The organism is Pseudomonas cichorii, from assembly GCF_018343775.1.
GTDB lineage: Bacteria > Pseudomonadota > Gammaproteobacteria > Pseudomonadales > Pseudomonadaceae > Aquipseudomonas > Aquipseudomonas cichorii.
In genome coordinates this window covers 972,517-984,379 of record NZ_CP074349.1, presented here as the reverse complement: position 1 = coordinate 984,379, position 11,863 = coordinate 972,517, and the positions used below count along the sequence as shown (strand labels likewise).

The 11,863-nt window shown below is 56.2% G+C and carries 10 protein-coding genes and 1 tRNA gene; 10 read left to right on the top strand and 1 reads right to left on the bottom strand.

From position 1 onward, the window contains the following. Window positions 1-61 precede the first annotated feature (61 nt). The 10 genes from KGD89_RS04410 to KGD89_RS04365 all read left to right on the top strand — a co-directional run bounded on the left by KGD89_RS04410 (window position 62) and on the right by KGD89_RS04365 (window position 10,599). On the top strand, window positions 62-1,789 hold the full coding sequence (locus KGD89_RS04410) for a tetratricopeptide repeat protein (protein ID WP_074569149.1): 1,728 nt from the start codon (window positions 62-64) through the stop codon (window positions 1,787-1,789). 4 nt (window positions 1,790-1,793) lie between these two features. Beyond that, the gene (gene lolB / locus KGD89_RS04405; protein ID WP_025258599.1) at window positions 1,794-2,411 is read left to right on the top strand and encodes a lipoprotein insertase outer membrane protein LolB; all 618 of its coding nucleotides are present in this window, start codon (window positions 1,794-1,796) and stop codon (window positions 2,409-2,411) included. Between the two features lie 2 nt (window positions 2,412-2,413). Beyond that, a complete protein-coding gene (ispE, locus tag KGD89_RS04400) occupies window positions 2,414-3,262 on the top strand; it encodes a 4-(cytidine 5'-diphospho)-2-C-methyl-D-erythritol kinase (protein ID WP_025258598.1) in 849 nt (282 codons plus the stop codon). Between the two features lie 40 nt (window positions 3,263-3,302). Continuing rightward, window positions 3,303-3,377: transfer RNA gene (locus KGD89_RS04395), tRNA-Gln, on the top strand. Window positions 3,378-3,423: 46 nt separating this feature from the next. Next, the gene (locus KGD89_RS04390) at window positions 3,424-4,365 is read left to right on the top strand and encodes a ribose-phosphate pyrophosphokinase (RefSeq protein ID WP_025258597.1); all 942 of its coding nucleotides are present in this window, start codon (window positions 3,424-3,426) and stop codon (window positions 4,363-4,365) included. 136 nt (window positions 4,366-4,501) lie between these two features. Next, the gene (locus KGD89_RS04385) at window positions 4,502-5,107 is read left to right on the top strand and encodes a 50S ribosomal protein L25/general stress protein Ctc (protein ID WP_025258596.1); all 606 of its coding nucleotides are present in this window, start codon (window positions 4,502-4,504) and stop codon (window positions 5,105-5,107) included. 164 nt (window positions 5,108-5,271) lie between these two features. Beyond that, window positions 5,272-5,856 carry an aminoacyl-tRNA hydrolase gene (pth, locus tag KGD89_RS04380; protein WP_025258595.1) on the top strand — a complete coding sequence of 195 codons (585 nt, stop codon included), beginning with the start codon at window positions 5,272-5,274 and terminating at the stop codon, window positions 5,854-5,856. Window positions 5,857-5,877: 21 nt separating this feature from the next. Further along, a complete protein-coding gene (gene ychF / locus KGD89_RS04375; RefSeq protein ID WP_025258594.1) occupies window positions 5,878-6,978 on the top strand; it encodes a redox-regulated ATPase YchF in 1,101 nt (366 codons plus the stop codon). A 250-nt stretch (window positions 6,979-7,228) separates the two neighbouring features. Further along, window positions 7,229-9,328: a RecQ family ATP-dependent DNA helicase gene (locus KGD89_RS04370; RefSeq protein ID WP_025258593.1), complete on the top strand. Its 2,100-nt coding sequence runs from the start codon at window positions 7,229-7,231 to the stop codon at window positions 9,326-9,328. After that, a complete protein-coding gene (locus KGD89_RS04365; RefSeq protein WP_038399750.1) occupies window positions 9,328-10,599 on the top strand; it encodes a DNA-processing protein DprA in 1,272 nt (423 codons plus the stop codon). Before KGD89_RS04370 ends, KGD89_RS04365 begins: the two co-directional genes overlap by 1 nt. Here KGD89_RS04365 and KGD89_RS04360 read toward each other — a convergent pair. Continuing rightward, window positions 10,596-11,762, bottom strand: coding sequence for a TDT family transporter (locus KGD89_RS04360; RefSeq protein ID WP_025258591.1), 1,167 nt, complete (start codon window positions 11,760-11,762; stop codon window positions 10,596-10,598). The two genes, KGD89_RS04365 and KGD89_RS04360, sit on opposite strands and share 4 nt — an antisense overlap. Window positions 11,763-11,863: the final 101 nt, after the last annotated feature.

Genomic DNA, 11,863 nt, shown 5'->3' with positions numbered 1-11,863 from the left:
GTTTTGCCGACAGCCTTGTGTCATGATGCTCCAAACCGCAGGTAAGCCGCCTTTCTTATATATGACTAGATCCTCCGCGTTGTTCCTCGCCCTTGTCTTTCTCGGCGGTTGCCAGTCCATGGCTCCCGTCTCACAGCAACCTGTGACTGAACAGAAAGACACACCTCCCGCGCCTGAAACAAAGCCGCTGGTCTATGGCTCGTTCACTCAGGACACCCTGGTCAGCCTGCTCAGTGCCGAACTGGCAGGCCAGCGTAACCGTTTCGACATTGCGCTCGACAATTACGTCACCCAGGCGGTCAAGACCCAGGATCCGGGCGTTTCCGAGCGGGCCTATCGCATCGCCGAGTACCTGGGCGCCGATCAGGCCGCTCTGGATACCGCCATGATCTGGGCGCGCAACGACCCGACCAACCTGGAAGCGCAAAGAGCCGCCGCGATTCAGCTGGCACGCTCCGGACGCTATGACGACTCCATGATGTACATGGAGAAGGTTCTGCAGGGTCAGGGCGATACGCATTTCGACTTCCTGGCGCTCTCTGCTGCGGAAACCGACACCGATACCCGCAATGGTCTGCTCAAGAGTTTCGACCGGCTGCTGGGTAAATACCCGAACAATGGCCAGTTGATCTTCGGCAAGGCGCTGCTGCTCCAGCAGAACGGCGACTCCGAACGCTCCTTGCGCCTGCTTGAAGACAATCCGCCCAAGGACGGCGAAATTGCGCCAATCCTGTTGCGCACCCGCCTGCTGCAAGGCATGGGTCGTGGCAAGGAAGGGCTGCCGATCCTGGAAAAAAGCCTCAAGAAATACCCGGAAGACAAACGTCTGCGCCTGACCTACGCCCGCATGCTGGTCGAACAGAACCGCATGGAAGACGCCAAGGTGCAGTTCTCCAGCCTTTTGAAGCAATACCCGGATGACGACGAACTGCGTTTCTCCCTGGCGCTGGTCTGCCTGGAAGCCAAGGCTTGGGACGAAGCAGCCGTTTATCTGGAAGAGCTGGTGGAACGAGGCGCACATGTCGACTCCGCGCACCTGAACCTGGGCCGCATCCACGAAGAGCGCGACGACCCGCAAAGCGCCCTTGCCGAATACGCACAGGTCGGGCCGGGCAGTGATTTCCTGTCCGCCCAGCTTCGCCAGAGCGACATTCTGATGAGCAACGGCAATGCTGCCGAAGCCTCCAAGCGCCTCGCCGAAGCCCGCGACTCGCAGCCGGACTACGCGATCCAGCTGTACCTGATCGAAGCCGAAACCCTGACCAGCAACAATCAGCCCGACCGTGGCTGGCAGGTGCTGAATCAGGCGCTCAAGCAGTATCCGGACGACGTGAACCTGCTTTATACACGCGCCATGCTGGCTGAAAAGCGCAACGACTTGGCGCAGATGGAAAAAGACCTGCGGGCAATCATCAAGCGCGAACCGGAAAACGCCATGGCCCTTAATGCTCTGGGTTACACCCTTTCGGATCGCACGACCCGTTACGCCGAAGCCAGGGAGCTGATTGAAAAGGCCCACACCCTGACACCCGACGATCCGGCCGTGCTCGACAGCCTGGGCTGGGTCAATTACCGCATGGGCAACCTGGACGAAGCCGAACGCCTGCTGCGCATGGCGCTTGAACGCTTCCCCGACCACGAAGTCGCCGCTCACCTGGGCGAAGTGCTCTGGGCCAAGGGCGAACAGCGTGAGGCCCGTAAAGTCTGGGGTAAAGCCCTCGAACAGCAACCTGACAGCCCTATTCTGCGTAGCACCGTGCTGCGCCTGACCGGATCAGAGAATCTTTGACGTTATGTTTTTGCGCCATGTAATCGTATTCAGCCTCATTGCCCTGCTCACCGGCTGTGCCGGCCTGACTTCCCGCGAAGCCCTTCAGGGCAAGGGCGATCCCGCGCAGTGGCGCGAGCACAAGCAACAACTGAGCAGCCTCGACGGCTGGCAGATCAACGGCAAGGTCGGCATTCGTGCTCCCAGGGACTCCGGCAGCGGAACCCTGTTCTGGCTGCAACGCCAGGATTATTACGACATCCGCCTCTCCGGCCCTCTGGGACGCGGCGCGGCACGCCTGACCGGGCGTCCTGGTGGCGTGAGCCTTGAAGTGGCCAACCAGGGCCGCTACGAAGCGCCAACCCCGGAAACCCTGCTGCAAGACCAGTTGGGCTGGAAACTTCCAGTCTCGCACCTCGTCTGGTGGGTGCGCGGCCTTCCCGCCCCCGACAGCAAGAGCCGCCTGACACTGGATGACGACAGCCGGCTGGCCAGCCTTGAACAGGATGACTGGCAGGTGGAATACCTCAGTTACATTGAACAGAACGGTTACTGGTTGCCTGAGCGCATCAAACTGCATGGCCAGGATCTGGATGTCACGCTGGTCATCAAGGACTGGCAGCCTCGCAAACTGGGGCAATGAACATGAGCACGCCAAGCCTGACCCTGCCCGCTCCCGCCAAACTGAACCTGATGCTGCACATTCTTGGCCGTCGTCCTGACGGCTATCACCAACTGGAAACCATCTTTCAGTTTCTCGACTACGGCGATGAACTTGGTTTCGCCGTTCGCGAGGACGGTGAAATCCACCTGCAAACCGATGTCCCCGGCGTTCCTCACGACAGTAATCTGATCGTCAAGGCTGCCCGGGCATTACAGAAACAGTCCGGTTGCACACTGGGCATGGACATCTGGCTGGAAAAACGTCTGCCCATGGGCGGCGGCATCGGGGGTGGCAGTTCGGATGCGGCAACCACCCTGCTGGGTCTGAACCATCTCTGGAATCTTGGCTGGGACGAAGATCGCCTGGCCGCTCTGGGCCTGACGCTTGGGGCCGACGTCCCGGTTTTCGTGCGTGGGCGTGCTGCATTTGCAGAGGGTGTAGGAGAAATTCTCACCCCTATAAACCCCGAAGAACCGTGGTATTTGGTACTTGTGCCGCAAGTATCTGTAAGTACAGCAGAAATTTTTTCAGATCCACTGTTGACACGTGACACTCCTCCCATTAAAGTGCGCCCCGTTCCCAAGGGAAACAGTCAAAACGACTGTAGAGCGGTTGTAGAGAAGCGTTATCCAGATGTACGTAACGCTTTGAATTTGTTAGGTAATTTTACCGAAGCAAAATTAACCGGAACTGGAAGTTGTGTGTTTGGGGCCTTCCCAAACAAAGCTGAAGCTGATAAAGTCTCGGCCCTTCTTACAGAGACCCTTACAGGGTTCGTAGCAAAAGGAAGCAACGTTTCGATGTTGCATCGCAAGCTACAGATTCTGTGAAAAAGGAATCGAGTGCCAGGCACTCGGATTGATTCAATACAGGGGCGTCGCCAAGCGGTAAGGCAGCAGGTTTTGATCCTGCCATGCGTTGGTTCGAATCCAGCCGCCCCTGCCATTTTCTATACTCATCCAGGTATACCCTCAGCCTCCAGGTACTGCGCGTGTCCAAGATGATGGTCTTTACGGGGAACGCTAACCCCGATCTGGCTCGGCGTGTAGTACGTCAGCTGCATATCCCTCTCGGTGACGTCTCTGTCGGTAAATTCTCCGACGGCGAGATCAGCACTGAGATCAATGAAAACGTCCGCGGTAAAGATGTCTTCATTATTCAGCCGACTTGCGCTCCGACCAACGATAACCTGATGGAACTCGTCGTGATGGCTGATGCCTTCCGCCGCTCCTCAGCGTCCCGAATCACTGCTGTGATTCCTTACTTTGGTTATGCCCGTCAGGATCGCCGTCCGCGTTCCGCACGTGTTGCCATCAGCGCGAAAGTCGTTGCTGACATGCTGACCGTGGTGGGTATCGATCGTGTTCTCACGGTTGATCTTCATGCTGACCAAATACAAGGTTTCTTCGATATTCCTGTAGATAACATCTACGGCTCCCCTGTTCTGGTGGATGACATCGAAGATCAGCGCTTTGAAAACCTGATGATCGTTTCCCCGGATATCGGCGGCGTCGTGCGTGCACGTGCTGTTGCCAAATCCCTGGGCGTCGATCTCGGGATCATCGACAAACGCCGCGAGAAAGCCAATCACTCCGAAGTGATGCATATCATCGGTGATGTCGAAGGGCGTACCTGTATTCTGGTCGACGACATGGTCGATACCGCCGGCACTCTGTGCCATGCGGCAAAGGCCCTGAAAGAGCATGGCGCTGCCAAGGTCTTTGCCTACTGCACACACCCTGTGCTGTCGGGTCGGGCGATCGAAAACATTGAAAATTCCGTGCTGGACGAACTGGTGGTGAGTAACACCATCCCGTTGTCTGCTGCTGCACAAGCCTGTAGCCGTATCCGTCAACTGGATATCGCACCGGTAGTCGCTGAAGCGGTTCGCCGTATCAGCAACGAAGAATCGATCAGCGCGATGTTCCGCTAAGGGTTTTCCCTGGGTTCATCTCGTCGACGAAAAGCGCCCCGCCCTGGCATCCGGTCAGGGCGGGGCTTTTTTGCCCATATCGCATTGGCGCTGGTCGCAAACGCCAAAGCGAGTGTGGTTATTTTGGAGAAACAAAATGAATGATTTCACTCTGAATGCTGAAGTGCGTTCCGACCTGGGGAAAGGTGCGAGCCGCCGCCTGCGTCGTCTCGCAAGCCTGGTTCCAGCTGTTGTCTACGGTGCTGACAAAGCCCCTGAGTCCATCAGCATGCTGGCCAAAGAAGTTGCCAAACTGCTGGAAAACGAAGCTGCTTTCAGCCACGTTATCGAGCTGAATGTTGGTGGCAAGAAGCAGAACGTCCTGATCAAGGCACTGCAGCGTCACCCAGCAAAAGGTCACGTACTGCACGCTGACTTCGTACGTGTTGTTGCCGGCCAGAAACTGACCGCCATCGTTCCGGTTCACTTCATCAACGAAGAAGCTCCGGTCAAGAAAGGCGGCGAGATCTCGCACACCACTACCGAGCTGGAAGTTTCCTGCCTGCCTAAAGATCTGCCTGAGTTCATCGAAGTGGATCTGGGCGCTCTGGAAATCGGTTCCAACGTTCACCTGTCCGACCTCAAAGCGCCAAAAGGCGTTGAGTTCGTCGCACTGGCGCACGGTACCGACCTGGCTATCGCCAACGTCCACGCTCCACGCGTAGCTGCAGAAGACACCAAAGAAGAAGGCGCTGCCGAGTAATTCATTACTTGGTAACGTCGGAGTTGCTCAGGAAACATCGCGAGCGATAGCAGGCAAAGCGGGCGGGATCGCGGAGTTTACATCATGGTAAATGAGCACTTTTCGTCCACAGTTGCCGCTTTCGCAAGCGGTGTTATCCACAACTCCAAGGAAGAGCCCCTGTCGTGACCGCCATAAAACTGATCGTTGGCCTGGGAAACCCCGGCACTGAATACGAACAGACCCGGCATAACGCAGGGGCTCTTTTCGTTGAGCGTATTGCTGCGGCGCAACGAGTCAACCTCGTTCCCGAGCGCAAATTCTTTGGCCTGACCGGACGCTTCACGCATCAGGGTCAGGATGTTCGTCTGCTGATTCCTACTACCTACATGAACCGCAGCGGTCAGGCTGTAGCGGCACTCGCCGGCTTCTACCGCATTTCGGTCGACTCCATTCTGGTAGCGCACGACGAACTCGACCTGCCTCCCGGCGTTGCCAAACTGAAAGTTGGCGGCGGGCATGGCGGTCACAACGGTCTGCGCGACATCATCGCGCAGCTCGGTAACCAGAACACTTTCCATCGCTTGCGGCTTGGCATCGGCCACCCAGGCGATGCCAGCAAGGTCTCCGGTTTTGTCCTGGGTCGAGCGCCACGCGCCGAACAGGAAAAACTGGATGCCAGTATCGACTTTGCCCTCGGCGTGCTGCCGGATATCTTCGCCGGTGAATGGAACCGGGCGATGAAAAACCTGCACAGCCAGAAGGCCTGACATCACTCGAGGGGAAACACCATGGGATTCAACTGCGGAATCGTCGGCCTGCCTAACGTCGGCAAGTCCACCCTGTTCAACGCCCTGACAAAGTCTGGCATTGCGGCAGAGAACTTTCCCTTCTGCACCATCGAGCCGAACAGCGGCATCGTGGCCATGCCCGACCCGCGTCTGGCGGCGCTGGCAGCCATCGTCAATCCCAAGCGCATCCTGCCGACTACCATGGAGTTCGTCGACATTGCCGGTCTGGTCGCCGGTGCCTCGAAAGGTGAAGGCCTGGGCAACAAGTTCCTGGCCAACATCCGCGAAACCGACGCTATCGCTCACGTGGTGCGCTGCTTTGAAGACGAGAACGTGATCCACGTTTCCAACAGCGTCGATCCGAAGCGCGATATCGAAATCATCGACCTGGAGCTGATCTTCGCCGACCTCGAAAGCTGCGAAAAACAACTGCAGAAAGTCGCTCGCAACGCCAAGGGCGGCGACAAGGATGCGGTGATCCAGAAAGGCCTGCTCGAGCAACTGATCGCCCACTTCACCGAAGGCAAGCCGGCGCGCAGCCTGATGAAGAACATGAGCGTCGAGGAAAAATCGGTCATCCGCGGCTTCCACCTGCTGACCACCAAACCGGTCATGTACATCGCCAACGTTGCCGAAGACGGCTTCGAGAACAACCCGCTGCTGGACGTGGTCCGCGCCATCGCCGACGAAGAGGGCGCAATGCTGGTGCCAGTCTGCAACAAGATCGAAGCGGAAATCGCCGAGCTGGATGACGGCGAAGAAAAGGACATGTTCCTCGAAGCCCTGGGCCTTGAAGAACCCGGCCTGAACCGCGTGATCCGCGCCGGCTACGAAATGCTGCACCTGCAGACTTACTTCACCGCCGGTGTCGAAGAAGTCCGCGCCTGGACCGTCCGCGTCGGTGCCACCGCACCACAGGCTGCAGGCGTGATCCACACCGACTTCGAAAAAGGCTTCATCCGCGCCGAAGTCATCGCCTACGAAGACTTCATCCAGTTCAAGGGTGAAGCCGGTGCCAAGGAAGCCGGTAAATGGCGCCTGGAAGGCAAGGAATACATCGTCAAGGATGGCGACGTGATGCACTTCCGCTTTAACGTCTGATGCCTGCCGTGGGTTGCCACGGATGCTGATGAATCCTCAAAGCCCCCGAATTGCCTGGCGATTCGGGGGTTTTGTGTTTATGCAGGCTGATAATGGCTTGGCTGTGTGCTTCTGTCTGACCTCCACTCGCCTCTATCAAGACTCGATAGCATATGCACAAGAAACAAGCTGTTCCGTATTAAGAGGATCAGGCCAGGAGATTTGTGCGAATATCCTGACACAGGAGCTGTAACGAGAAAGGACCTCAGCGATGACACACAACGAAGCGGAAAAACTCTTGCAAGCCGCATTACAAAACCCAGCGGCGCAATTTCGAGACGGGCAATGGGAAGCCATTGATGCATTAGTCAACCAGCGCAAGAAAATGCTGGTCGTGGAGCGTACTGGCTGGGGCAAGAGCTCCGTGTATTTCATCAGCACAAGGATTCTGCGAGATCGCGGACAGGGTCCGACAATCATCGTTTCCCCCTTGCTGGCATTGATGCGGAATCAGATCGAATCGGCTACTCGGCTGGGTATTCGTGCAGTCACGCTCAACTCCACGAATCGGGATCAGTGGGAAGAGTCCAGACAGCAAATACTTGCCAATCAAGTCGATTGCCTGTTGATATCCCCAGAGCGATTGGCCAACGATGACTTTATCGAAAGTACACTGCAACCGATTGCTGACCGGATCGGCTTGATGGTCATTGATGAAGCTCATTGCATTTCTGACTGGGGACATGACTTCAGGCCAGACTACCGCCGCATCCTCAATATCCTGCAATTTCTGCCAACCAATACGCCCGTACTGGGCACCACCGCCACGGCAAACAATCGCGTGATCGAAGACATTCTCGATCAGTTAGGTGAAATCACTATCCAGCGCGGCCCCTTGGTACGCGAGAGCCTTGCCTTACAGAACCTTCGTCTCCCGGACCAGGCAAGCCGATTGGCATGGCTGGCCGAAAACATCCCGCAGCTCACCGGCACCGGTATTGTCTATACGCTGACACAGCGCGATACGGATCAGGTATCTGACTGGCTGAACGACAATGGCATCAGCGCAGCAGCCTATTATGGCAGCGTCACACATCCTGACTTCCCCGAAAGCGATGACTACCGCCAGCATCTTGAAGCCCGCCTGCTCAATAACGACCTGAAAGTACTGGTTGCCACATCCGCTCTCGGCATGGGATATGACAAACCCGATCTGGGTTTTGTCATCCACTATCAGGCACCGGGCTCTCTTGTTACCTACTACCAGCAGGTTGGCCGAGCTGGCCGAGGGATTGATTACTCGGTTGGCATACTGATGTCAGGCAAGGAGGACGAAGATATTCATGATTTCTTCCGCCGCTCTGCCTTCCCGAATCAGGGACAAGTGCGCCATATTCTGGGCAAGCTGGAGCAATCCGATGGCCTGGGCATTCGTGACCTGGAAGAGCACAGCAACCTTGCGAAGGGCCAGATCGAAAAAACCCTGAAATACCTGAGCGCGGAAAAAAAACCGCCCGTGATCAAGACCAACAGCAAGTGGCACTTTGTCGCCGTTGACTACCACCTCGATGAAGCACGTATCTCCCAATTGACCCAGCTTCGCGAGCAGGAATGGGGAGAGGTCAATACATATCTGGACTCCAAGGATTGCCTGATGGCCTTTATCCGCGGAGCGCTAAATGATCCAGCCCATGAAAACTGTGGCAAGTGTGCTAATTGTCTGGAAAGCGAGATTGTGCCTGCACGGATCAATGCTGAACTGATACATCGTGCAGCAACCTTTATCCGCCATGCCGAGTTTCCAATAGAACCCCGCAAACAGGTCGCCAAAGGCGCTTTCGTGGAGTATGGCTTTCCTACCCATCTTCCATCTGCCTGGCTAGCCGAAGAAGGGCGGATACTGTCACGCTGGCGGGATGGCGGTTGGGGACAATTGGCAGCTACGGGCAAGGAACAGAATCACTTCGATGATGCGCTGGTAGACGCGATGGTGGAAATGATCACCCAACGCTGGCAACCTATACCGAGTCCCGCCTGGGTGTGTTGCGTTCCATCGCTTGGGCATCCAGATCTGGTACCGTCTTTTGCTCACAGGCTGGCAACGGCCTTGAAAATTCCTTTTTTCAACGCCGTCAGCAAGATCAAGGAAAACCAGCAGCAGAAGCACCAGAACAACAGCTTCCATCAATGCAAAAATCTCGATGGTGTCTTCGCTCTTTCAGAGGAGCTACCCGAAGGCCCAGTGCTATTGGTCGATGACATGGTCGACTCCCGCTGGACGCTGACAGTGATAGCCACCCTGCTGCGTCGCGCAGGCAGTGGTCCGGTTTTTCCTTTGGCAATCTCCTCCACTGCAAACAAAGAAGCATGATGAACACCAATAACCAGGCCATTCTTTTGCTGACTTGCCATTTTTCCAAGTCTGCAAAAAACGACGTAAAACCACTCTCACCTACGGAGTGGGGGCGTTTTGCGCTCTGGCTGAATGAGCAAGGCAGCACTCCAGCAAGCCTGGTCATCGAAGACCCACGCCACATCCTGCACACATGGTCCGACCCTGAAATCACGCTAGAGCGCATAGAGCAATTGCTCAATCGCGGCCATGCGTTGGCCTTTGCACTTGAAAAGTGGAGCCGGGCCGGAATATGGGTGCTGACTCGCTCGGACAATGACTATCCAAAACTGCTCAAGCAAAGACTACGTACCGCAGCACCAGCAGTGCTATTTGGCTGCGGTAATGCATCTCTGCTGAACCTGCTTGGTATCAGTGTCGTTGGTTCACGAAATGCCAGTAGCGCAGACCTTGATTATGCGCGGGCATTTGGACAGTGCCTCGCGCAAGCAGGACTCAGCGTGATATCCGGAGCAGCCAAGGGTATTGATGAAGAATCGATGCTGGGCGGACTGGAAGGCGAAGGTTCGGCAGTCGGGGTAATGGCCGACAGCTTATTTAAAGCGGCTACATCCTCCAAATGGCGTCAGGGGTTGATGAACAATAACCTGGTGCTGGTTTCCCCTTTCAGCCCTGAAGCAGGTTTCAATGCTGGTAATGCCATGGCCCGTAACAAGTACATTTACGCGATGAGCCAGGCTTCGGTTGTCGTGCATTCCGGTCGTAAGGGTGGCACCTGGACTGGGGCAATGGAGAATATCAAGAAGTCCTGGGTTCCCCTCTGGGTGCATCGCAGCATGGATACTGAGTCCGGTAACTCGTTACTGGTGAGTGAGGGCGGACAGTGGCTGGATGACAATACGGAGTCGCTTGATGTCAGGGCATTGCTTTCGCACAACGATAGTGTGAAACCGATTGCCGACTTACTGACCTCTACACCTGTAGAGGCATCTGAGTTTCCCCAAGTGACAGAGCAGGAAAGTCAGTTGCCAGAGTATGGCGCTGAAAAACCTGAGCCCCCCATCGATGCCCCTGACTTGAGTTTCTATCAGATCTTTTTGCTGAAACTCGAAAAGATTGGCAGCCCCGTTACGGTAGATGAGCTGGCGGAAGAATGGGCCATCCCTAAAACACTGATCAATAACTGGCTTAAACAATCCATCGAAGAGGGACAGGTGAAAAAGCTGAAAAACCCTGTACGTTACCAACTTTCCTCCATCGATCAGTTGGAACTGAGCCCGCACACCTAATTACCCGCCCTCCCCAACGACGCAATACAAGGCGACACAAACAGGTTGCCACGATAAGCCCCGGCCCACGTTCTGGAAGCAACGATCAGCCACATCACTGCCAGCAGTATCACCAGCACGACGCCCATCACGCTGAAAAACACCAGATCCAGCATCGCCCCCAACTTCAGGGTCGTGGCTGCGTATATGCCCAACGGGAAGATGAATCCCCACCAGCCCAGGTTGAACGGAATACCGGTCTTGAAGTAACGCAAGGTGATCAACAGGGCGAGCGTCAGCCACCACAGGCCAAGCCCCCAGAACAGAATGCCGACAATCAGGCCGAGCCCTTTGGCAACGTCGCCGATGCTTGCCAGACCATGAGCAGCAAAGATGGCTGGCGCGTCGGTGCCCAGCACCAGCATGCCCATGGCGCCGGTTCCAATCGGGCCTAACGACAACCAACTTGAGGCGGCCATGCTTTCGTGAGGCAACTTGTGCAAGGCCATGCGCAACAGCAGGATCACCAGAATGCTCAGGGCAACCGGCACCGAATACGCCCACAGCACGTAACTGGTGATGAGTATGGAAAACTGAGCGCTGGCATCGGCTAAATGAGGGGCAAGCATACCGCCACTGGCAGCGGCGACTTCGGCGGCCACGACAGGCAAGAGCCATACCGCCGTCATCTGGTCGATGCTGTGCTGCTGGCGGGTAAACATCATGAAAGGGATCAGCACCCCGCAAACCAGCGCCATCGCCACATCGATCCACCACAAGGCCTGAGCCAGGGCAATTACGGAAACGCCCCAGCGCGGCAGTCCGTACAGGAGCAGCCCACTGATGATCGTGGCCAGCCCCATGGGGATCGTCCCGAAGAACATCGAGACAGTGGAGTGACCGAAAACCTGTTTGGCCTCATCGAAAAACAGTACCCAACGGCTCGCATACATCACGCTGAACAGCACGAACAATCCAATGTTGAAAAGCCAGAGGGCCTCGCCCAAGGTCTTGAGCAATGGAACGGAAAAAGGCAATTGCCCCAGCAGCAAGGCCAGAATACCGGTGCCCATCGTTACGGCGAACCAGTTGGGAGTGAATTGCCGGATGGCTTCCCGAGGACTCGAAAGGGCAGCCAATGGTCGACCGCGTCCCGTGATCGCTGCTGGTCCGATGTTGATCATGTGAGTGCTCCCGCCTGATGACATAAGCAAAGTCTAGGGAAAGCAAAACAATTATAAAAACGGGTAATATAGGTTTCTCTTACCCGTTTTACAGGTAGATC

Bases quoted from the DNA above. Each gene is read 5' to 3' on its own strand.
- ychF (WP_025258594.1), top strand. From the start codon at position 5,878: ATGGGATTCAACTGCGGAATCGTCGGCCTGCCTAACGTCGGCAAGTCC.
- ispE (WP_025258598.1), top strand. From the start codon at position 2,414: ATGAGCACGCCAAGCCTGACCCTGCCCGCTCCCGCCAAACTGAACCTG.
- KGD89_RS04370 (WP_025258593.1), top strand. From the start codon at position 7,229: ATGACACACAACGAAGCGGAAAAACTCTTGCAAGCCGCATTACAAAAC.
- lolB (WP_025258599.1), top strand. From the start codon at position 1,794: ATGTTTTTGCGCCATGTAATCGTATTCAGCCTCATTGCCCTGCTCACC.
- KGD89_RS04360 (WP_025258591.1), bottom strand. From the start codon at position 11,762: ATGATCAACATCGGACCAGCAGCGATCACGGGACGCGGTCGACCATTG.
- KGD89_RS04385 (WP_025258596.1), top strand. From the start codon at position 4,502: ATGAATGATTTCACTCTGAATGCTGAAGTGCGTTCCGACCTGGGGAAA.
- KGD89_RS04365 (WP_038399750.1), top strand. From the start codon at position 9,328: ATGAACACCAATAACCAGGCCATTCTTTTGCTGACTTGCCATTTTTCC.
- KGD89_RS04410 (WP_074569149.1), top strand. From the start codon at position 62: ATGACTAGATCCTCCGCGTTGTTCCTCGCCCTTGTCTTTCTCGGCGGT.